Source organism: Mesorhizobium sp. LSHC412B00, assembly GCF_000503035.1.
Taxonomy (GTDB): Bacteria; Pseudomonadota; Alphaproteobacteria; order Rhizobiales; family Rhizobiaceae; genus Mesorhizobium.
In genome coordinates this window covers 94,199-115,259 of sequence record NZ_AYWB01000017.1, presented here as the reverse complement: position 1 = coordinate 115,259, position 21,061 = coordinate 94,199, and the positions used below count along the sequence as shown (strand labels likewise).

The 21,061-nt window shown below is 58.8% G+C and carries 16 protein-coding genes and 1 pseudogene; 11 read left to right on the top strand and 6 right to left on the bottom strand.

What is annotated here, in order from left to right; all coding sequences use genetic code 11:
• Window positions 1-11: 11 nt before the first annotated feature.
• The gene (locus tag X757_RS140945) at window positions 12-1,430 is read right to left on the bottom strand and encodes a radical SAM protein (protein ID WP_023727432.1); all 1,419 of its coding nucleotides are present in this window, start codon (window positions 1,428-1,430) and stop codon (window positions 12-14) included.
• A gap of 45 nt (window positions 1,431-1,475) precedes the next feature.
• Here X757_RS140945 and tmk point away from each other — a divergent pair, with 45 nt between their 5' ends.
• Window positions 1,476-2,126: a dTMP kinase gene (tmk, locus tag X757_RS140950; protein ID WP_023727431.1), complete on the top strand. Its 651-nt coding sequence runs from the start codon at window positions 1,476-1,478 to the stop codon at window positions 2,124-2,126.
• Window positions 2,127-2,793: 667 nt separating this feature from the next.
• Here the strand turns inward: tmk and X757_RS140955 are convergent.
• On the bottom strand, window positions 2,794-3,729 hold the full coding sequence (locus X757_RS140955) for a LysR substrate-binding domain-containing protein (protein WP_245275112.1): 936 nt from the start codon (window positions 3,727-3,729) through the stop codon (window positions 2,794-2,796).
• Window positions 3,730-3,832: 103 nt separating this feature from the next.
• On the opposite strand from X757_RS140955, the gene gabT reads away from it, so the two are divergent.
• Window positions 3,833-5,119: a 4-aminobutyrate--2-oxoglutarate transaminase gene (gabT, locus tag X757_RS140960; RefSeq protein WP_023727429.1), complete on the top strand. Its 1,287-nt coding sequence runs from the start codon at window positions 3,833-3,835 to the stop codon at window positions 5,117-5,119.
• Between the two features lie 10 nt (window positions 5,120-5,129).
• Entirely contained in the window at window positions 5,130-6,584 is a 1,455-nt protein-coding gene (locus X757_RS140965) for an NAD-dependent succinate-semialdehyde dehydrogenase (RefSeq protein WP_023727428.1), read from the top strand.
• A gap of 251 nt (window positions 6,585-6,835) precedes the next feature.
• Here the strand turns inward: X757_RS140965 and X757_RS140970 are convergent, their stop codons facing one another.
• Window positions 6,836-7,744, bottom strand: a complete 909-nt coding sequence (locus tag X757_RS140970; protein WP_023727427.1) for a helix-turn-helix domain-containing protein — start codon at window positions 7,742-7,744, stop codon at window positions 6,836-6,838.
• 708 nt (window positions 7,745-8,452) lie between these two features.
• Between X757_RS140970 and X757_RS140975 the strand changes: the two genes are divergently transcribed.
• The 8 genes and pseudogenes from X757_RS140975 to X757_RS1000000165880 all read left to right on the top strand — a co-directional run bounded on the left by X757_RS140975 (window position 8,453) and on the right by X757_RS1000000165880 (window position 19,738).
• Complete coding sequence (locus X757_RS140975; protein WP_156929743.1) at window positions 8,453-8,830, top strand: hypothetical protein; 378 nt, start codon at window positions 8,453-8,455, stop codon at window positions 8,828-8,830.
• Window positions 8,827-11,148: a N,N-dimethylformamidase beta subunit family domain-containing protein gene (locus X757_RS0134915; RefSeq protein WP_084014403.1), complete on the top strand. Its 2,322-nt coding sequence runs from the start codon at window positions 8,827-8,829 to the stop codon at window positions 11,146-11,148. The genes X757_RS140975 and X757_RS0134915 overlap by 4 nt, the downstream gene beginning before the upstream one ends.
• 60 nt (window positions 11,149-11,208) lie before the next feature.
• Window positions 11,209-12,774 (top strand): ABC transporter substrate-binding protein, encoded by a 1,566-nt coding sequence (locus tag X757_RS140985; protein ID WP_023727423.1) that lies wholly within the window; start codon window positions 11,209-11,211, stop codon window positions 12,772-12,774.
• Window positions 12,762-13,781: an ABC transporter permease gene (locus X757_RS140990; RefSeq protein WP_023727422.1), complete on the top strand. Its 1,020-nt coding sequence runs from the start codon at window positions 12,762-12,764 to the stop codon at window positions 13,779-13,781. Before X757_RS140985 ends, X757_RS140990 begins: the two co-directional genes overlap by 13 nt.
• Window positions 13,766-14,722: an ABC transporter permease gene (locus tag X757_RS140995; protein ID WP_198018670.1), complete on the top strand. Its 957-nt coding sequence runs from the start codon at window positions 13,766-13,768 to the stop codon at window positions 14,720-14,722. Before X757_RS140990 ends, X757_RS140995 begins: the two co-directional genes overlap by 16 nt.
• Window positions 14,719-16,521 (top strand): ABC transporter ATP-binding protein, encoded by a 1,803-nt coding sequence (locus X757_RS141000; RefSeq protein WP_023727420.1) that lies wholly within the window; start codon window positions 14,719-14,721, stop codon window positions 16,519-16,521. Before X757_RS140995 ends, X757_RS141000 begins: the two co-directional genes overlap by 4 nt.
• A 191-nt stretch (window positions 16,522-16,712) precedes the next feature.
• Window positions 16,713-18,140, top strand: a pseudogene (locus X757_RS01000000165305) (gamma-aminobutyraldehyde dehydrogenase).
• 401 nt (window positions 18,141-18,541) lie between these two features.
• Window positions 18,542-19,738 carry a uracil-DNA glycosylase family protein gene (locus X757_RS1000000165880; protein WP_023727419.1) on the top strand — a complete coding sequence of 399 codons (1,197 nt, stop codon included), beginning with the start codon at window positions 18,542-18,544 and terminating at the stop codon, window positions 19,736-19,738.
• Here the strand turns inward: X757_RS1000000165880 and terL are convergent.
• The 3 genes from terL to X757_RS1000000169795 form a co-directional block, all read right to left on the bottom strand.
• Window positions 19,720-19,917, bottom strand: coding sequence for a phage terminase large subunit (gene terL / locus X757_RS1000000169800; RefSeq protein ID WP_084569753.1), 198 nt, complete (start codon window positions 19,915-19,917; stop codon window positions 19,720-19,722). The genes X757_RS1000000165880 and terL overlap by 19 nt on opposite strands.
• The gene (locus tag X757_RS1000000169460; protein ID WP_156933482.1) at window positions 19,847-20,341 is read right to left on the bottom strand and encodes a hypothetical protein; all 495 of its coding nucleotides are present in this window, start codon (window positions 20,339-20,341) and stop codon (window positions 19,847-19,849) included. Before X757_RS1000000169460 ends, terL begins: the two co-directional genes overlap by 71 nt.
• A complete protein-coding gene (locus X757_RS1000000169795; protein ID WP_373432855.1) occupies window positions 20,250-20,672 on the bottom strand; it encodes a hypothetical protein in 423 nt (140 codons plus the stop codon). The genes X757_RS1000000169460 and X757_RS1000000169795 overlap by 92 nt, the downstream gene beginning before the upstream one ends.
• Window positions 20,673-21,061 lie beyond the last annotated feature (389 nt).

Here is a 21,061-nt window from a genome sequence, read left to right as displayed (position 1 = left end):
AATTGCGTTATCTAAATCCAGTCATATTCTGCCAGCGAGCCGGTTTCACGCCGACGGAGAGTGAATGGCAGCGCCGACGGGTCGGACGCGGCGACGTCGCGGTCAAAATCGGCGCGACCGTAATTCCGCGGGTAGTATGAAAAGCTCTTGAGCGCGAAATAGGCGTCATCGTCCATGTACCTGCGGGCCAGCCGCTGGCTCGCGGCTTCCGCGGCCTCCGCGGGAAAGTCGGCGCTGAGGTGCATGGTCGTTATCCCGGTGGTGACCGCGGCAGTCTCGTCCACCGGCTGCGCACCGAGAGCGCGCCAGTTGTCGAGCAAAACTCCGGCCGTCTTGGGCGGACCGTAGGCGATGACGGGTCCGACCGACACCCCGGCGATGGAACCGGCGTGTGCGTCGAGCCAACTCGTCGTCTCGGCCACGGTCTCCTCGGTCTCGCCCGCATAAAGCAGCACGTTGACCTTCGCCATCACGCCATGCTTCCGGCAAGCTTCCAGCAATTCCGACGCCCGACGCAGATAGCGGTCGGGGTCGCCCGTCTTGTTCATCGCCAGGATCTGGCGGGGCGAGGCGGTCTCGAGGCCCAGATCGATCACCCGCAAGCCCGAGCCCGCAAGCGAGGCCAGCGTCTGCGGGGTCATGGCGTCGACCCTTGTCTCGGTGCGCCAGGCCATGTCGAGCCCGATCCTTGCAGCTTCGTCCGCCAATCCGGCCGCCCAACGCGCAGTGGGCATGAACATTGACGACTGCAGATAGGGCCGGATCTCCTCACCGCCGTATTGCTCGCTGACCAACGCCATGGATGCGGCCAAAGCGGCTGCGTCGCCCAACTTCTCGACCTTAATGTCCCGCTCCTCGCAGAAAACGCAGCCCATGCCGCAACCGCGCGACGCTTCCACGCTGGGCTGGTATCGGCGATAGCCGTCGACGAGCAGATGGTTCAGCGTGAAACCGGGCGTCGGCTCGGCTACACGCTTCAACACGGGACTTTCGGTCAGAAGCTGCTCGATGACACCTTCGCTGAGGCCCGGGGCCAGTACGTCTGCTTCGGGCAAAAGTCTCCGAAGCCATTCGGGATCGGGTCCGACGACCCACCGCCCGCCGACGACGATGCGGCATTCGGAGTCGACCTCCTTCGCCAACCTGCAGAACGCCTGTGCCCACGGCAACGCGTAGAAACTGGGGATGGAAACCATAAGCGGATAGATCGACGGAAAGCGACCGTTCTCCCGCAACCGGCGAAACACCTCCTCGGGATCACGATGCTCGCCGTGGAAGAGAGCGACGTCGTGACCGGCCAATTGCAGCTTGGTAGCCAAAGACAGGGCGCCGTAGTTCAGATACAGCTGCCGGCGGGCCAACGCGTGGTCGCGCTTCTTGGGCGAGAGCATGCCGGCTGAGACAAAATTGACGACGCTGGATCTAATCATTCGGACCGCTTCCAAAACTCCGGCAGCAGTACATAGGAGGGCGCAATGCCGTTTGTAAGTATCGAGGGCATCGACGGCAGCGGAAAGTCATTACAGGTCGAGTATCTGACCGCCTCGCTTCTCGCGATGGACTTGCAGGTTGTCAAGACCAAGGAGCCGGACGGCGGTTGGATCGGGGCGGGGGTACGGAGCATCTTGGTGGAGCCGAGGCCTAGCCGACTGTCGCCCCTTGAGGAGATGTTGCTGATATCAGCGGCGCGGGTGGACCATGTCAGAAGCGTGATCCGCCCCGCGCTGGACGCGGGTGCCTGGGTCGTCAGCGATCGGTTCCTGGACTCGACCTATGCGTTTCAGGTCTACGGCTCCGACGTTCCCGAGCAGTTGTTCACCCAGGTCGCCGAGGTCGTCGTCGGCGGAACCATGCCCGACCTGACCTTCGTGCTCGATATCGATCCGGCTGCCGCCCTTGAGCGGCGCTCTGCCCGCGGCGGCTCGGGCGGACCGGATCCTTCCGAGGCGACCAGGGACTTCGCGCGGATCCGCGAGGGACTGCTGACCGCCGCCAAGCGCGACCCCGGCCGGTGCCACGTTTTGGATGCGGCCCAAATGCCCGGCAAGGTTTCGGAGAGGATCCTGTCGGTGGTTCTACGCGCCGGGCTCGTCGACGCAGGGCGCCACGGTCGATACGGGTTGTGAGCGAAGCGGACGTGAAGGACTTTCTGGGCGGCTACAGAGAGCATCCTGCTCGAAGTCGACGCGGGCCTGCATAACCAAGCGCACCGTCGAGTTCTACGGAAAGACGGATCTCGGTTCCGCCGGAATACTTTTTGTCAACTTCGCCCGCTCGATCAACAATCGGGTCATCGACCTTTTCGACGACGCCGTCGTGCTGCTAGAAGCGCAAAAGGTGGCCTCCGCGTGTATCCTAGCGCGATGCCTCATCTCGATGATGTACGACGTGTTGCCAATTCACGCAGAGCGGCACCAACATTTCTTGGCCCTCAATTGGCTAAACGACAGCTTTGGTTGGTCGGCCGCCCAAAAGCCGCCATTCCGCTATCGGCCCCCAAACCAGGACGTTCGGTACGCCGACTCTTGATGTCGCCTTCGAGGCGCATTTCAGACATTCAGTCTGACCAAGCTTCAGCGAATAGCTGCTTTGCGCCTCAAGTCGGCCGTTCAGCAGAACTGGGTGATCTCCCGAAAGCTGACATCGCGGCTGTGGGCAAACCGCCAGAAGTGTGTTGGTCACCCTTGCTCAGGAGCCTGGAGCCTAGCGCGGCAAAGTTCCGCGACGAGGCACCACTCTTGGATGGTCTTCACCAGTGAGAAGTGGCACAGTGTCGACTGGTGTGACCTTGTGCTAATGGGCCGGGTCACCAGTAGTCGATCGGCGGATGTTGTCGGCAATCCAATCCTTGAAGACCCCAACGAGAGGGTCGCCAGACCGGTTCGGGGCCGTCAGCAAATAATAAGTTCCTAGCTCGACGTTGGTGTCGAACAGCTCGACCAGACGCCCACTTGCGAGTTCGTCGGCAGCCATCAGCGCGTTTACAAGGGCAATGCCCTGGCCGGCAAGCGCTGCATCATAGCTGATGCTGGCGTCCGACAGGCGTGGGCCAAGAAGGCGATGACTGAGGGGCTCGCCGACAGCTTCGAACCAATTGGTCCATTGCATGTGGTTGCCTTCGTGTAGTAGCGGCGACCTGGCCAATTCGGTCAGATCAGCCGGTATGCCATGCCGGTCGAGCCAATCTCGTCCAGCCACCGGAAACATGCGGGGCCTGATGAGGTGCATCGCACCCTGGGGAAGTCGCTCGAGCACGTTGAAGCCGATCGAGACGTCGGCCTCTGCGCGGGCGAAATCGGGTTTGCTATCGGTCGCGCGAAGCTCGATATCAGCGCCTTCTAATGCGCGTTCGAGGGCGGACAAGCGTGGTGTGAGCCAGCGCGTCGCCAAGCCCGCGATGCACCATATGCGTAACTGTCCGCGCTTGTGCGATGGGCGGAGTTCGTGTGCGGCATGGGCGATGGCCCCGAGGGCCCGGGACACGGTGGCGAGGAAGCTTTCGCCCTCGGCCGTCAACTCGACGCCGCGGGGACCCGCGCGGACAAGGGTGCGACCAAGCCAATGTTCGAGGTTTCGGACGTGGCGGCTAATCACAGTGTGGCTGACGCCGATGTCTTCGGCCGCTCTGCGCATGCTGCCTGTGCGCCCTGCGGCTTCAAAAGCACGCACCATGACCAACGGGGGAAGCCGGTGAGCGTGAGGGCTCGTTTCTGGGGATTTCGGTGCCATAGGGAAGTCCGAGTGGTGCTTCTGATGCACCACGGTAGTTCAATCCATCTGCTTTTCCTAGGTGCCGTGTTGGCCGTATTTTCTCAGCAGACAAGGGGTCTCCATGACAAAGAATGCTTCTCTCCATGCTCGTCGCGGTGCTGCCATTCCGCGCGGAATTGCCAACGCCTTCCCGGTCTATCCGCAGCGCGCGGAGGGTTCTGAGATTTGGGATGTCGAAGGGCACCGCTTCATTGATTTCGCCGGTGGCATTGCCGTGCTCAATACCGGTCACCGTCATCCCAAGGTGATGGCTGCGGTTGCTCGGCAGCTCGAAGCCTACACGCATACGGCCTTTCAGGTGCTCCCCTATGAGCCCTACATCGAGGTCTGCGAGCGCCTCAACGCCTTGGCGCCGTTCAGCGGCGACGCCAAGTCGGTGCTTTTCTCAACCGGTGCCGAGGCCGTCGAAAACGCCATCAAGATTGCCCGCGCTGCGACCGGCCGACCAGGTGTCATCGCCTTTGCCGGAGGCTTCCACGGCCGCACGACGCTAACCATGGCGCTGACCGGCAAGGTCGTGCCGTACAAGAAGAAGTTTGGCGTATCCCCGCCCGGCATCTATCATCTGCCGTTCCCCGCAGAAGACCAGGGGGTTACTGTTGCCGACACGATCAAGGCGATGGATTTCCTGTTCCGCGCGGATATTGATCCGACCGATGTCGCGGCTATCATCATCGAGCCTGTGCAAGGCGAAGGCGGCTTCCTCCCTGCACCGACCGAACTGCTGGTGGCTCTTCGCGCGACCTGCGACAAGCACGGCATCCTGCTGATCGCAGACGAGATCCAGACCGGTTTCGCGCGTACTGGCAAAATGTTCGGCATCGAGAACTCCGGAGTTGAGCCCGATCTGGTGACCGTCGCAAAATCGCTGGCGGGCGGATTCCCGCTGTCCGGAGTGATCGGTCGGGCGGCGATCACGGACACGGTCGAACCTGGCGGCCTAGGCGGTACTTACGCCGGCAGCCCGGTAGCTTGTGCGGCCGCACTTGCCGTACTCGATGTCATCGTCGAGGAGAACCTGCTGGAACGCGCCAAGATCCTCGGCGGCAAGATCAAGGCCGCTCTCGATGGCTTCGCAACGCGGAACAACGTCGTGCCGATCGCCGCAGTCCGCGGCCCGGGTGCTATGGTGGCCTTCGACGTCGTGAGGGAGCGAGGCGGCTTCAGGCCAGACCCAGATGCCACCAAGCGCGTGATCCAAGCGGCTTTGGCCGAAGGCGTGATCCTTCTTTCGTGCGGTGTTGGAGGCAATACGATCCGCATCCTAAACCCTCTGACCATCAGCGATGCCCTCCTCGACGAGGGACTTGCCATGCTCGGTAAGGCTCTTGCATCTGCCAATGTCTGATCGAGTCAAAATGCGCGCCCTCAACGATCCCAGCCTTCTGAAATCACAGGCGTATATCAACGGTGCCTACTCCGGCACGCCCAGCGTGAATGTGACGAATCCCGCCACCGGGGACGTGATCGGATGGGTGCCGAACCAAGGGGCGGCTGAAGCGACCGCCGCTGTAGATGCCGCTTCTGTGGCGTTCCACCCCTGGGCCGCAAGGACGGCAAAGGAACGCAGCGTCATTTTGCGCAAGTGGTTCGACCTGATTCTTGCCAACCGCCAGGATCTTGCAACCATTCTGACAACCGAGCAGGGCAAGCCTTTTGCCGAATCCTTGGGCGAGATCGACTACGCGGCGTCCTACGTTGAGTTTTATGCCGAAGAAGCCAAGCGCATCGCGGGCGAAGTGCTGCCGTCGCATCGTGCCGATGCCCGCATCATGGTGTTACGCCAGCCGATCGGAGTGGTGGCGGCAATCACCCCGTGGAACTTCCCCGCAGCGATGATCACCCGCAAGATTGCACCAGCGTTGGCTGCTGGTTGCACCGTTGTGGTCAAGCCGGCCCTTGAGACGCCGTTGACGGCGTTGGCACTGGCCGAACTCGCTCATCGTGCTGGCTTTCCGGCAGGGACCGTCAATGTCGTGACCGGCGATGCGCGTGCTATTGGCGGCGTGCTCACCAGCCATCCTAAGGTACGACTGGTCGGCTTCACTGGCTCGACACCGGTGGGCAAATTGCTGATGGCGCAAGCCTCCACGACTGTCAAGAAAGTGGCTCTCGAACTAGGCGGCAATGCCCCTTTCATCGTTTTCGATGATGCAGACCTGGACGCCGCGGTGGACGGTGCCATGCTGTCCAAGTTTCGAAATATGGGCCAGACCTGCGTATGCACCAATCGCATTTACGTGCAGTCCACGGTGCACGACGCCTTTGTGGACAAGCTGACATTACGCGTCGACGCCCTCAAAATCGGCGACGGGTTCAGCGAGGGTGTCAATCAGGGGCCATTGATCACTGAGGCGGCGGTCCGCAAGGTCGAGGCGCATATTGCCGACGCGCTTGCCAAGGGCGCAAATGTTGCCACGGGTGGCGGCAGGCATGCTCTCGGACACACCTTCTTCCAGCCCACGATTCTTACCGGCGTGACGGCAGAAATGACTTTGGCGCAAGAGGAAACCTTCGGCCCACTAGCGCCGGTGTTCCGCTTCGAGACGGATGACGAGGTCGTCGCAGCGGCCAATGACACAGAGACTGGCCTCGCGGCCTATTTCTACGCACGGGACGTGGGCCGCATCTTCCGTGTTATGGAGCGACTTGAATACGGCATGGTCGGCATTAACACCGGATTGATCTCGACCGAACTCGCACCCTTTGGCGGCGTCAAGGAGAGCGGCAACTCCCGTGAAGGATCGTCCCACGGCATCCTGGAATTTACAGAACTCAAATATGCATGCATGGGCGGACTGGCAGCCGAGTGACTTCGCCGTATGAAGAAGAAGACCGGTCGTGATCACTTGGCCGATGGGTGGCCGCGTGGGGGCCGCGGACTGACAGGTCGCCCACCGCCCATTGATATCCCACCATGATCCCAGGACGCGTTTTGTCAGCGATCTGATTCGCCGAGCGCGGGCGGCCGTCGGGATGCCGCTTGGTCGGTGCGGGTAAGGAGACGCTGACGAATGCCGACCGCAACTTCAGCCTCGGCGTGAGAACATTTTGCACGGACCCTCTAATCGACCTTAGCGAGGTGTGAACCACCTAGCCGGCGCTCACTTGGGGTCATCCCGTAGTACTCTTTGTAGCGGACGGCGAAATGTGACTGGCTGCAAAAACCACAAGAGTAAGCAATCTCGGCAATCGGAACGGGCGACGAGCTGCGCACAGAAGACGATCTCAAGAGGCGGTCCGCTTCGCGAAGTCGAAGCCTCAAGAGCTCGCGGCCGAACGTGGTCCCGTGTATCTGAAAGACTTTGTGGACGTAGCGCGGCGAAACCCGCAACGAGTTGGCCGCGTGCTCGGGAGCTAGGTCCGGGTCCCCGAAGTGGTATGAGAGGAAAGCCGAAAGCCGCTGGAACGTAACGTCGGACACAGCCGCCGTGGTGCTCTCGGGGATGTCGCGAACGTCACGAGTCTCCAGCATGAGGCACATCAGATCGAGAATGTTGTCTTCGGTGCGTTTCAGAACGCTGGCATCGAGCGACGGCACCATATGAAAAGTTTGCAGAGCCAATTGCGCTACAATGGGCACCAGACCTGCATTTGCTACGTCTCGACGCCCGTACCTATCGTCGAGGAAGGGAAGCCGCTCGCGGATGAAATTAGCAGGCACTTTGATTGTGACATTCTGTGTTTCGTTTCCGATTTGGGTCCAATAACCCTCGGAAGAATTCAGAATATACATTTCTCCAGGTCCAACGTCGGCTTCAATGCCACGTTGGCCAAAACGCTCGCGTTCCCTTGTTGGAAAGATGAATATCACATCTTCGGTATCGGTCGACTGATGGCGACGTACAGTTCGAACGGCATTGGCCGAGAATTTTGAGATCCCGATTTTATGAAGCTGCAAGGCAGTGAGGCTGCCCTCAAACGAGGCCGGATCCGTGGGAGTGCATTCCAGTGGGAAGTAGACTTCCTGCATGTAGTCGCACCAAAGCTGTGCGCTACGACCCTGTCTCGCCTCTCGAGTTGTGAACAATGTTTTGGTTAAAGGCTGCACGCTCCACTGCTCCCGCGCACGGTCAGCAACGGTAGTAGCAAGCCACACCCCAGGTCAAGCAAGTCGGGACCCTGCGGCCTTAATCCAGGCATCAATCGGCCGCGGGTCATCGCCAACGGTGCAGACCCACAGCGTGAAAAGCGTCGGCAATTCCCTTTTGATCCGTCTTGTCAATATCGAGACTTGAGGGAGGACGCAGCGCTGAGGTCTCGGCCGCAACACCTTCTGACAGCTCGACGCGCCCGGTCTTTCTTAGGTTGCGCTTTGACCCCCGGGCTGCCGACCTAAGGAACCCTGGGCCTTCCATGGGCGACGCCGCTTTACAGCGGTTCAAATCTGGTACCCTCACCAATTGCGTGCCTGGAGCCCGTGCGCCCTCGGAAAAGTCACCGTTCACTGTGGTGATATACGGTGCCCCCTCCCACTCCTATTCTCTGCAAAATTGACCTGCTGTGATGGCACCAGGCCAGAAGCATGCGGTGCCCAACTCTCGGGGTGCATCAATCAATCGTCACCTACCGCCTGAGGAGATAGTAGAATGCAGATCAAGCGCCCAGGACGCGAAGCCGGCGAGATCATGTTTGTCGGGCAGATCTGAGAGGCATAGCGATGCGCACCAGTGAGCACCGCATGACTGAGTTGAGCGACGTTTTCAAGCGACGTTTCAACGCTCGGCTCCTTGCAGATTTTACGGATGACGTCGTCGCGGCTTATCAAAACGCTCCGCTTGGCCCGCACGATGACAAAACCGCCAGGGTGGTTCGCGCCTTGGGCGGTGCCGCCATTGCTGACAAGGAGATCGTTATCTCGCTCGGCGCAAATGGGCCGTGGGCTATCGGGCGGATCGCCTTGGGCAAGGCCGGAAATTTTGTGCGCCTGGCGGATACTTTCACCAGCTACCAGGACGCGCTGAGAAGCGTCTTTTCAATACGCCACCAAGCATTTCTTGCGACTTTCAGATCTCCCGGTGAATTGCGCCTGAACGAGGGAGCGGGGAACAAGCCATGACGAGCCGCCCCCAGCAGATTTTTGGATACAGCGATAGGTTCGCGGCGCGGCCGGGTGAGGCGTTGTCCTTTCACGTCAGCTGTGAATATGTGGCAAATTATCAGGCGTCACTTGTCAGCCTTCGTCACGGCTTTACTGGACAGGCCGGCCCCGGCTTCCTGGAAACGGCGGTCCCGGCAGAGTTTGAAGGAACCTATCGCGGGGCGTGGTTCGCCTGTCAGCCTGGCTCCTATGTCGAAGTTCTCGACGAAACTGGTGTGCTGGGTGCCCCCGACGACTTCTTGATCGAGGCCCATATTTTTCCCACACTGCCTCAGGGGACGCGCTCCGGGCATTTCGGCGCCTACCATGTGACACAAAACTCGTTCGGCGAAAGTTCGGGTTTTCAGGCCGTACTGGGCAATTGGTCCGAGGCTACCCAATCCGGTTACGCCTTGGTCCTCGACGAGGGCAAACCGGCTTTCATCTGGAACGACGGCGTCGCCACAAACAAGCTATGTCTGGACGCCCCGGTCGAAGCCCATCAATGGTATAGGCTCAGGGTTCGGATCGTCGCCCGCGACGGCAAGGTCCACCTTGAGCAGACCCCAGTCAGCAACATAATGAATCGGTTCTCTGCCCTGGCGACCGGGCTGGCCCCGCAATCGGCTTCTGCGTCGACCTCCGGGCAGTGGTCGCTGAGCGAGGCGCCGTTCCGGATCGGTGCGTTGGCGCGGCGGGACGGATACCGGTGGCTCTCGGCCAACGCCTTCAACGGAAAGATCGGCGGCATCAAGATCTGGCGAGGCCAATCGGACCGCACGGGAGACCTCGTTGCGGCCTGGCATTTCGGGCGCAGCGACCGCGCCGACAGCCTGCTGCTTGACGACGTCATGGATCAATCACCCAACAAGCTCCATGGGCGCTGCTACAATGCGCCGACCCGCGGTGTTGCTGGGCACCGGTTTGCCGGTCTGATCGACGATTTCCGCCTCGCGCCTGATGAGTATGACGCCATCCACTTCCATGACGATGACATCACGGATGCGGAATGGCCGGCGGCCTTTTCGTTCAAGATCCCGGAGGCCCTGCCCAGTGGCGTCTATGCGGTCAAATTGACCAGCGAGGATGCCGAATATTACATTCCATTCTTCGTCCGAGCAGGGAAGAAAAAGGCCGACATTGCCGTCCTGTTCTCCACTGCGACCTATCTTGCTTACGCCAATGACAGAATTGCGTTCGAGGCGAACGGCGCCGAAATCATAGTCAGCCGCACGCCGATCATCGACCGCGCCGATCTAACCCTTCAGGATCATCCCGAATTTGGAAGGTCCTGCTACGAAATCCACAATGACGGCTCGGGCGTGGTGTTCGGTAGTGTGCGCCGACCCATACTGACCCTGCAGCCCAAGCATCGTGCGTGGTTCCAGGCGGAGGGCGTGTGGGGTCTGCCGGCGGATCTCTGCATTGTCCATTGGCTTGAGATCATGGAGCTCGGGTTCGATCCAATCACGGACGAAGACCTGGACCGCGAAGGTTTTGAGCTGTTGCAGGACTATAAGGTGGTGATAACCGGCAGCCATCCCGAATACGTGACACGCAACGAAATCGCCGCGATCGACCAGTTCTGCAGCCGCGGCGGTCGCCTGATGTATTTGGGCGGGAATGGTTTCTTCGCCACCGTGTCGTTCGACCCCGAACAACCGTCCCTGATGGAGCTCCGGCGCTCCGATGCTGGCACCCGTCCGCATCAGTCGCCGTTTGGCGATAGGCGCCACACCACGTCGGGTGAGATCGCGGGCCTTTGGCGCAACAAGGGGCTTCCTCCGCAACGTCTCGTCGGCGTTGGTTTTGCGGCGCAGGGGTTCGACCGTTGCACCTACTACCAGCGTCTGGAAGACAGCCATAATCCCATAGCCGGCTTTGTCTTCGAAGGCATCGGCGCCGACGAGCAGATTGGCGGATTCGGAATAATGGGTGGTGGGGCGGCCGGCGCCGAAGTTGACTGCTATCAGCCGGTCCTCGGAACGCCCCCTCAAGCACTGCTCCTTGCGACATCTGGCCCGCTGTCGGACGCATACCTGCTGGCTGCTGAGGAGGTTTATGAGTCCATTCCTGGAATTGGGGGCACGGAACAGCCGGGCGTTCGCGCGGACATTGTTCTTTGTCCGCTAAGCGGTGGCGGCGGGTTCTTCTCGGTAGGCTCGATCGCCTACACCGGCTCTTTGTCGCACAACAGCTATGACAATAACGTCGCACGAATGACCGGCAATGTGCTTCGCCGGTTCCTACGGCCGGAGCCACTCGACGTCGTCCTTAGAGAAGCTGCAATCGCATGAACGGGCCGCTCACCAAAATAGCAAGTTAGGTGAGAATTCGAGCAACCAAGGGGAACAAAAATGTCGAATCTGCAGAACCCAAACCTTTCAGGAATTTCGCGTCGCGACGTTTTACGAAGCGGCCTAATTGGAGGTGCTGGCCTTGCCTTCGCAGCGTCCTCGGGCCTGTCGGCCTTTGCTCAAAGCTCGGTTCCAAAACGAGGTGGCAATCTACGTGTTGCCTTTCTCGGCGCGACCCCGACCGAGACGCTGGATCCGCACGCGGGGGTGGTCCAGCAGGACTTCGCGCGCGCCCTCGGACTTTATGAGCCGCTGGTGGAAATGCAGGCGGATGCCAGCATCAAAAACGCTTTGGCAGAATCCATGGAGCCGAACGCGGATGCCACCGAATGGACCATCAAACTTCGCAGCGGCGTCAAATTTCACGACGGAAAGACGCTATCGGCGAAGGACGTGGCCTTCACCTTTCAGCGGATTGTCAATCCCAAGGCGCCGCTGAGCGGGGCCATTACCCTGGCGCCGCTCGATGTCGACAACATGAAGGTGGTTGACGATCTGACGCTCAAGATCCCCATGAAGGTGCCGTTTGCGGTCTTCCCAGAATGCATCTGTTCGGCGGTTTACTATGCGATTGTGCCGGAGGGGTTTGACCCGGCCAAGCCCGTCGGCACAGGCCCCTTCAAATTCCAGAGCTTTACACCGGGACAGCAAAGCACGTTCGTGCGATTTGACGACTACCATGGCGGTGGCGCATATATCGATACGCTTACGATCACGTCCTTCGCCTCCGACGTTGCGGCGTTCAACGCGCTGCAGAGCGCGCAGGTGGACGCGCTCGCAGCGGCCCCTCTCTCGCTGGTCCGCCAGGTAGGAGCCGGCGGCGCCATCAAGGCCCTGATTTCGGAGCCTGGGCAATGGACTCCGTTTACAATGCGTGTCGATCAACCGCCATTCGACAAGCCCGATGTCCGCAAAGCCTTCCGGCTGTTGGTCGATCGCAAGCAGATGATCGATATTGCCCTGAGCGGCTATGGCGAAGTTGGCAACGACGTCTTCTCCCGCTGGGACCCCTTCTATGACACTTCTCTACAGAGAACTCGCGACGTTGATCAGGCCAAGTTCCTGCTGAAAAAGGCCGGCGAGGAAAATTTGGCGGTCGAACTGGTCACATCTGACTTCGCTAACGGTGTTCCGCAAATGGCGCAGGTATTCGCACGACAAGCTCGAGACGCAGGCGTCACGGTGTCGGTGCGGCAGGTAACGCCGGACGTTTTTTACGGTGACCAGTATCGCCAGTGGAATTTTGCTCAGGATTTCTGGCTGCATTTTCCATACCTGCCCCAAATTGCTGAATGCCATTTGCCAGGCGCTACCTTCAACGAGACTCACTGGGGGAACGAGCAGTATATTAAACTGTATAACCAAGCCGTTGGGACAACAGACCCGGCTCTTCGGAAAGAGATTGTTCATGCTCTGATGAAAATCGACTTCGAAGAAGGTGGATATATCATTCCGTCATTCAACAAGATGGTAGATCTTTTGGCGAATAACGTGGAGGGACTCACGCAGGCTCGCACCGGTTACGCGATGGGACACTTCGGATGGAAGTCTGTGTGGCTATCGTGACGACACAGGAGAAATCAAGCGGAACGGCCAAAGCCCAGCATCAGTTACTGAGGTTTGCCGTTCGTCGTGTCTGTCTTGGCGCGCTAACGCTCTTCGCGGTCTGCGTTGTGGTTTTCCTGGCGACCCAAGTTCTGCCTGGCGACGCGGCGCAGGCGGTCCTCGGGCGCAGTGCGACGCCGGCACGCCTGCAGGAAATCCGGACTCAACTGCACCTTGATCAGCCTTTGATGATGCAGTTCTGGACCTGGGTTTCGGGAATCTTGACCGGCGATCCGGGTCGATCCCTGGTAAACGGTACACAGGTTTCGGCCTTCGTTTATCCGCGCGTAATCAACTCCGCCATGCTGCTGTTGTTGACATCGGCCGTCAGCTTCCCGGTCTCGATAATTCTGGGCGTGGTGGCAGCCTTGTACTCTGGCCGTTTCATGGACACCGGAATTTCCATCGTCGCCTTGTCGCTAGCGGCGCTGCCTGAATTTGTGGTTGGCATCCTCCTGATCCTTCTGCTGTCGACATCCGTGTTCCATCTCCTGCCGGCGGTTTCCCTGGTCCCACCTGGTAGTTCGGTCCTGCAAAACCCGATCATTCTTGTGATGCCGGTACTGACCCTCTCGGTGGTCTGCTTCCCGTATTTGTTTCGCATGACACGGGCGTCAGTGATTGAAGTTCTGGGGAGCGAATACATCGAAATGGCCCGGCTGAAGGGGGTCAGCACTCCAAGGCTCATATTCGTTCATGCATTGCCAAATGCACTTGCCCCAGTCGTTCAAGTTATAGCCCTTACCTTAGCCTATCTCGCTGGTGGCGTGGTGTTGGTTGAATTCGTTTTTGGATATCCCGGCGTGGGTCAAGGGTTGCTTGACTCGATCGTTGCTCGGGACATCCCGGTGATTCAGTTGATCGTCCTTCTTCTCGCTGCGGTCTACGTCCTTCTAAATCTTACCGCTGATTTGATCGCAGTGTTACTCACACCAAAGATGAGCGCTCACCAATGGCAATCGACTTAAACGGAAGAAGCGCACCGTCCATGATAGGCACGTGTTGGCGGTGGTTTCGCGATCTGAAAGCCGGCGCAGCCGGTCTGGTGATTGGACTTCTCATTATCGGCGGCGCCATCTTCGGCCCTTTTTTGGCTCCTGTGCCGCCCACTGATTTCGTCGGTTCGCCGTTTGACCTTCCCTCGCCATATGCACTCCTGGGAACGGATTTCATGGGCAGAGACGTATTTTCGCGCGTGCTCTCGGGTGGTGTACAGGTCCTCGGGTTGTCAGCCGTCGCGACGGTTGCCGGGGTACTCATCGGTACATTGCTGGGCATTATCTGCGGATATCTGAAAGGGAAAACCGACGACGTCATAATGAGGCTGTTGGACGTGGCGATGGCCTTTCCACAAACTGTTCTTGCGCTCCTGTTCGTTAGCATAGTCGGGCCAAAGCTATGGCTGATCGCACTTCTCGTCGCCGCAATCCATGCGCCGCAAGTTGCTCGCGTCATGCGCTCCGTGGCTCTTCGTGTATCGGAGGAAGATTATATCCGTTACGCCGAGGCGATCGGCGTGTCTACGACGCGGATTATTACGCGAGAGATCCTTCCAAATCTGGCCGCGCCCTTAATGGTTGAGTTGGGCCTGCGCTTTTCCTATTCGATTGCACTGATCGCCGGACTGGGATTTCTCGGTTTGATGGCGGATCCTTCCGTTCCCGATTGGGGAATGATGATCAACGAAAATCGAATTGGCCTCCTTTTGAACCCTTGGGCCGTCGCGGCGCCAGTGTTCATTCTTGCGGTTCTAACTATCGGAACCAACGTTTTTACTGACTCGCTGGCTCGGACGAAGCGTGGAATGCCCGCCGCGGATGTCGACGACACCATCAGCGATGAGATACTCGCCGATGGACAGGTAGCCGGCTTCGGTAATGGCCCTGGTGCGGGCAAGGAGAGGCTATGACTGTGCATCCCAGAGAAACGGACGGCCTTGGTACTGCTAGTCTAGCGCTAGAAATCAGCAATCTACGTGTGTCAGTCGCCGAAAGCGACGTGGACATCGTTCAGGGTGTTTCACTTGCGCTTGCCCCCGGAGAAATTCTGGGCTTGGTCGGAGAATCTGGCTCCGGAAAGACGACGGTGGGGCTCGCAGTCCTGGGTTATTGTCGGAAGGGCCTCACGATTGGCGGAGGGTCGATAAAGATTGACGGACAAGACGTCCTGTCAATGGGAGCCGGAGAGCTTCAGAAAGTTCGAGGGCGCCTCGTATCACTAATACCGCAGGACCCAGGTACTGCGCTCAATCCGATCCTTCGCATCGGAACCCAACTGGCCGAATGCTTCGATCAGAAGAACTCGGTCACGGAGGAAATGCTGCTGGAGCTGCTTCGTCTGGTGAAGCTGCCTGTATCGCCTGAATTTCTTCGCGCGTATCCGCACCAGCTCTCCGGCGGGCAACAGCAGCGCGTTGGCATAGCCATGGCGTTTGCAAACCGCCCGCGGGTAATCGTGATGGACGAACCAACCACGGGCCTTGATGTGACGACGCAATCCCACGTGCTCGACACCATTCGCAGTCTATGCAACGAACACTCCGTCGCGGCGATCTATGTGAGCCATGACCTTGCGGTTGTCGGAGCACTCTGTAACCGAATAGCTGTTATGTACTCTGGGCGAATTGTCGAAGTGGGAAGCACTTTACAATTGCTTTCTAGCCCAGCACATCCCTATACGCGGGCGCTAATTCACGCGGTGCCTGATCTAGACCGCAAATCCGCAGTTAGCGGCATCCGGGGCAGTGCGCCCGAGCCGTCTCGCCGTCCCAGAGGGTGCGCGTTTGCCCCGAGATGCGACGCAGCGGAACATCGCTGCACCACCTCAATCCCAGAGGCTACAGAAATCAGAAAGGGTCAGTACGTAAATTGTGTAAGGGCAGATGAGATTCAGGCTATCTCAACTCCGATTCGATCGATTGAGCTTGAATCCGCCGCCGACCGCCCAGTCGCTTTGGAGGTTATAGAGCTGGAAGCGTTTCATGGAAGCGCTCGGATACTCAAAGGGCTTTCCTTCAAAATTCGTCAAGGCAACTGTGTTGCCCTGGTGGGGGAATCGGGATCGGGTAAAACGACAACGGCACGTTGTCTGGCTGGGCTTCATCGTAATCAAAATGGCAAAATCATCTTCGATGGTAAGATGATACCCCCGCACGCCTCTCACCGGTCAGTCCATGCGCGTCGTCGGATTCAGTACATTTTCCAAAATCCGTACGCGTCCCTGAACCCGAGGAGAACAATCGGCCAGTCGGTGGCCATGGCGCTTGAACAGTTTGAGTCAACGTCGAGCGCAGAGATGCGTAGGCGCGTTCTTGCCTCATTGGATGAAGTGTCCTTACCCTCCGCATCCGCCAATCGATATCCGCATCAGCTCTCGGGGGGTCAACGACAGCGCGTGGCGATCGCACGCGCGTTGATAGTCGGCCCCGAATTGCTGATTTGTGACGAGGTAACCTCCGCTCTGGACGTGTCGGTTCAAGCCGTTGTGGTCGAACTACTTCAGCAGCTTCAGCGCGATCACAATCTCGCGATGCTCTTCGTCACACACAACCTGGCGGTGGCGAGCAATATTGCGCAGCATGTTGCGGTCATGCAGGGCGGGCACATCGTGGAGTTCGGTAGGGTTGAGGATGTCCTACGCGCGCCAGCCGCAGACGAGACACAAAGACTTCTAGCGGACACGCCTAGATTTGCATTTTCAATGGCCTAGCCCGGCCCTGCGCGTTCTGATCGAGCCACCTCAACTCGGTTTCCTGGTTGGAATGATATCGAAGCGTCGCTCGAGCACATCGCCCGTTTGACTGTGCTGCGCCGTGCGTAACTTTCTGCACTTGGCGAACTGATCAAGGACAAGTCTTGCGGCGACAAGATCGCGGCAAACTGAGACCATAAGGAGAATTCATGGACACTGAGTTGCTGATCGGCTCTAGCTTCGAACCAGGAACTGAGTTTGAGGAGACGATTTTTAACCCCAAGACCGGTGGAAGAATCATCGACCTTGCTGAAGCTTCTGAAGGCCAAATCGATGCAGCGGTCCATGCTGCTGAAAAAGCATTCAGCCGCTGGTCGCGCACCACGCCAGCCGAGCGCTCGGCTTGTCTTTTGCAGATCGCTGACGCCGTTGAAAGACATGCCGAAGATTTTGCCGCACTCGAAGCACTGAATTGCGGCAAGCCGATCAACTCGGTGCGCAATGATGAATTGCCTGCGATCATTGATTGCTGGCGCTTTTTCGCTGGCGCCGTCCGATCTATGCACGCGCCTGTGGCCGGAGAGTATCTGCCCGGCTATACCTCGATGATCCGCCGCGATGCAGTGGGTGTTGTCGGTTCGATAGCGCCGTGAAACTATCCTCTGATGATGATGGCGTGGAAGCTCGCACCAGCAATAGCTGGCGGCAATACAGTCGTTTTCAAGCCCTCAGAGCAAACCCCGCTTACCGCACTGAAGATGGCGCGGCTCTTGGCGGACATTCTTCCCGATGGCGTCGTCAACGTTATCCTTGGTCGCGGGGAAACGGTGGGAAATGCGCTAATCAATCACCCCAGCATTAGCATGGTGTCGATCACGGGCGACATCGGCACTGGGAAGAAAGTAATGCATGCCGCCGCCGCGACGATCAAGCGGACACATCTGGAACTTGGAGGGAAGGCTCCGGTCATCGTTTACGACGATGCAGATCTCGAGGCCGTGGTGCAGGGCATCCGTACGTTCGGATTTTACAACGCGGGCCAGGACTGTACGGCCCCGTGCCGTATCTATGTGCAGGATAGAGTCTATGATAATTTCGTCGCAGATCTGAGTGCTGCGGTTTCTACAATCCGCTACAATCAAAGTGACGACAACAGCAACGAGATTGGCCCCCTTGTCTCGAAGCGCCAACGGGACCGCGTCGCAAGTTTCGTTGAGCGGGCGGACGAGCAAAAGCACATCCAGGTCACCACAGGCGGTGCCACCAGTGGCGAACAAGGGTTCTTCTATCAGCCAACCGTTATTGCCGGTGCGACCCAGGACGACGAGATCGTGCGTCGTGAGGTCTTCGGGCCGGTCGTTTCAGTTACTCGTTTCACAGACGACCAACAGGCCGTGGAGTGGGCGAACGACAGCGACTACGGATTGGCCTCCTCGGTTTGGACAAGCAATATCTCCAAAGCGATGAGCGTCGCGTCGCAGCTCCAGTACGGTTGCACCTGGGTCAACGCCCATTTCATGCTCGCGACAGAAATGCCCCACGGCGGCGTCAAGCAATCTGGATATGGCAAGGATATGTCTATCTATGCGCTGGAGGATTACACATCAGTACGCCATGTGATGATCAAGCATTCGTGAGCAACGCGTTCCGGCGGTCAGTTCACAAAGTTTGGAAGCTGGCAGACCTTGATGCCTACCCCCAGTTCGGCGATCCGCCGGCTGGTCGTCGGATGCTCATGGCCCATGGTATTATCGAGCCACGCGACCAGACCAAGCGTGTGTCGAGCGCCTTCGGCGGGCCTATATTCGCAAGACCGAGGCCCGCTTTCGCAGGGCGGTTCCCGAAAGCCGCCTGACAGGAATCGGCCCCATTTCAGACCACTAGTCAGCCAACGAACAAACTTCGGTTGTAGCGCGAGGTTGGCGTCTATGAAGGCTTTTGCAGCATCATCGCTGGCCTCTGAAAAAACCTCAAAAATTCCTGTTGCGGCTTCTCCGCAATGCACTATCCCAAATTTTAGCAACTGGTGGGGGACCGCATGTACCGCATAAAGGCTGATACTGGAGAGATTCTCGTCCCGCACAGGTTCGCGGATACCACATACGGGGCGGCCGATCCGGCGCTTGGCCGGGAACGGCATCACATCGCGAATAGGGTGAAGGCAACGACGCTCGACGAACTGCGAACCTACTTGCGGAGAGGCTGGCCGATCTGGATGGAAATCAGGGGCACGCGGGATCGCCGACTAATTTCTGCCGACATCGTGGACGCCGAGCCACCTGCGCTCGGGGATGCTGTGCCTGCGGAGCCAGTGAGCCGACAGATTTCAATCGAGCGTGTTGTCAAACCTGCCCCTGCGCAAAAAGTACCGTGGCAAAACGCGCCGATTGCAAGCCATACAGAGAGGACCCTGGCATCATCGGGCAACGACAAAGACTACATCAGGCTCGTTCGGGAGATCTCGCTTGCCGAGCTTGCGGGCGAAATCGAGAATCCGCGCACGCTTCTGATGGGGTCGCACGTCTACAAATCGAAGCGGCTCGACATCGCATACGCACCGTTCGGCTACGTCAATGCTGGAGCGGACATCGTGATTGTCGGCATCACCCCTGGCCGCCAGCAAATGCGGGAGGCTCTTCTCGAGGCCAAACGGGCGATGGCGAGCGGAGCATCGCGCGAAGATATCCTTGCACGAGCGAAGGTGCATGCCAGCTTTGCTGGGGACATGAGAAAGAATCTCGTGAGGCTGATGGATGCCGTTGGCCTCAACGATTGGCTGGGGATTACGTCGACCGCAACCCTGTGGACCGTCGATAGCCAGCGTGCTCACTTCACGTCGGCGATCCGCTATCCAACCTTCGTCGATGGCGAGAACTACAGCCGCTCGCCTGACATGAACAAAGTCCCGTTCTTGTTCGACAAGGCCCGAGAGTGGCTCACCGAAGAACTCTCAGCTTTTCCCAACGCCGTGTTTGTCCCCATGGGAGATATGGTCTCGGAGGTATTGGCAAGAATTGGCGGCGAGGTCGGAGTTCCAGAGCGCAGAATTCTGACTGGGATGCCGCACGCCAGCGGAGCCAACAACGGCCCCATCGCATGGTTCTTGGGCGCACAGGGGGAAGAGAACGGTTGGCGTAGGCGCTATGTCGATATCCGGAATAAGGTGACCACGCTTGATCAGCGCCGAGGATACCATCCCGATTCAGGAGCAGCGCTTCAGAATTTCCCGAAATAGAACCTACCCGTCGGCTTGTCGTCCTTCATCCAGATCAGCGCCTGGGTCATGGAGTCGACCTGGTCGTCGTGCTTTCCGTGCGGAAATGCGAGCACCTCAAGCAGGAAGTCATCTCTCCAATGCGCGTCTTTCGGAAGATTGACGTTGCCGTTTTCGATCATTGCGGCAACACGTGACAGCCGGCTTTCCTTGTCGGTTCTGGCTTTTACCGGCGTGGTGCTGATGTCCTGGCTTTCCNGCGGCAACACGTGACAGCCGGCTTTCCTTGTCGGTTCTGGCTTTTACCGGCGTGGTGCTGATGTCCTGGCTTTCCGAGTCGGCGATGAGGCTTGAGCCGGAACCCGCATCCTCAATGAGGATGATGTCGGGGGAGTGCTCCAGAAGGGAGTTTTTCACCGCCTTGATGAGGTCTGGGTAAGCTGCCCGGACGCGGACGAGATCGAGGAGATAATAGTTGTTGTCGTCTTTGGCCCATGTCGTTCCGACGGAGTAATCGCTGGAGGGGTCGCCCTTAAGCGCGGTGTCCCAGCTTTGAACGATGGTCATCGACCGACGGTCGAACTGATTTGGATCGTAGTCGCGAAACCACACCCTCTTGACCATGTTGCCGTCCGGTGGGGCAGGGGATTGTTGGTACTGCGCGGAAAAATTGAGCGATCCTAATAGGCGCTTTAGACCGTCCAGTTCGGCGTNTCATTGCGGCAACACGTGACAGCCGGCTTTCCTTGTCGGTTCTGGCTTTTACCGGCGTGGTGCTGATGTCCTGGCTTTCCAAGTCGGCGATGAGGCTTGAGCCGGAACCCGCATCCTCAATGAGGATGATGTCGGGGGAGTGCTCCAGAAGGGAGTTTTTCACCGCCTTGATGAGATCTGGGTAAGCTGCCCGGACGCGGACGAGATCGAGGAGATAATAGTTGTTGTCGCTTTGGCCCATGTCGTTCCGACGGAGTAATCGCTGGAGGGGTCGCCCTTAAGCGCGGTGTCCCAGCTTTGAACGATGGTCATCGACCGACGGTCGAACTGATNTTGTCGTCTTTGGCCCATGTCGTTCCGACGGAGTAATCGCTGGAGGGGTCGCCCTTAAGCGCGGTGTCCCAGCTTTGAACGATGGTCATCGACCGACGGTCGAACTGATGTGGATCGTAGTCGCGAAACCACACCCTCTTGACCATGTTGCCGTCCGGTTGGGCAGGGGATTGTTGGTACTGCGCGGAAAAATTGAGCGATCCTAATAGGCGCTTTAGACCGTCCAGTTCGGCGTNGGGCAGGGGATTGTTGGTACTGCGCGGAAAAATTGAGCGATCCTAATAGGCGCTTTAGACC

Bases quoted from the DNA above. Each gene is read 5' to 3' on its own strand.
- X757_RS140970 (WP_023727427.1), bottom strand. From the start codon at position 7,744: ATGCAGGAAGTCTACTTCCCACTGGAATGCACTCCCACGGATCCGGCC.
- X757_RS1000000165880 (WP_023727419.1), top strand. From the start codon at position 18,542: ATGTACCGCATAAAGGCTGATACTGGAGAGATTCTCGTCCCGCACAGG.
- X757_RS140945 (WP_023727432.1), bottom strand. From the start codon at position 1,430: ATGATTAGATCCAGCGTCGTCAATTTTGTCTCAGCCGGCATGCTCTCG.
- X757_RS141000 (WP_023727420.1), top strand. From the start codon at position 14,719: ATGACTGTGCATCCCAGAGAAACGGACGGCCTTGGTACTGCTAGTCTA.
- X757_RS140965 (WP_023727428.1), top strand. From the start codon at position 5,130: ATGCGCGCCCTCAACGATCCCAGCCTTCTGAAATCACAGGCGTATATC.
- X757_RS140975 (WP_156929743.1), top strand. From the start codon at position 8,453: ATGACTGAGTTGAGCGACGTTTTCAAGCGACGTTTCAACGCTCGGCTC.
- tmk (WP_023727431.1), top strand. From the start codon at position 1,476: ATGCCGTTTGTAAGTATCGAGGGCATCGACGGCAGCGGAAAGTCATTA.
- X757_RS0134915 (WP_084014403.1), top strand. From the start codon at position 8,827: ATGACGAGCCGCCCCCAGCAGATTTTTGGATACAGCGATAGGTTCGCG.
- X757_RS140995 (WP_198018670.1), top strand. From the start codon at position 13,766: ATGGCAATCGACTTAAACGGAAGAAGCGCACCGTCCATGATAGGCACG.
- X757_RS140985 (WP_023727423.1), top strand. From the start codon at position 11,209: ATGTCGAATCTGCAGAACCCAAACCTTTCAGGAATTTCGCGTCGCGAC.
- gabT (WP_023727429.1), top strand. From the start codon at position 3,833: ATGACAAAGAATGCTTCTCTCCATGCTCGTCGCGGTGCTGCCATTCCG.
- X757_RS140955 (WP_245275112.1), bottom strand. From the start codon at position 3,729: ATGGCACCGAAATCCCCAGAAACGAGCCCTCACGCTCACCGGCTTCCC.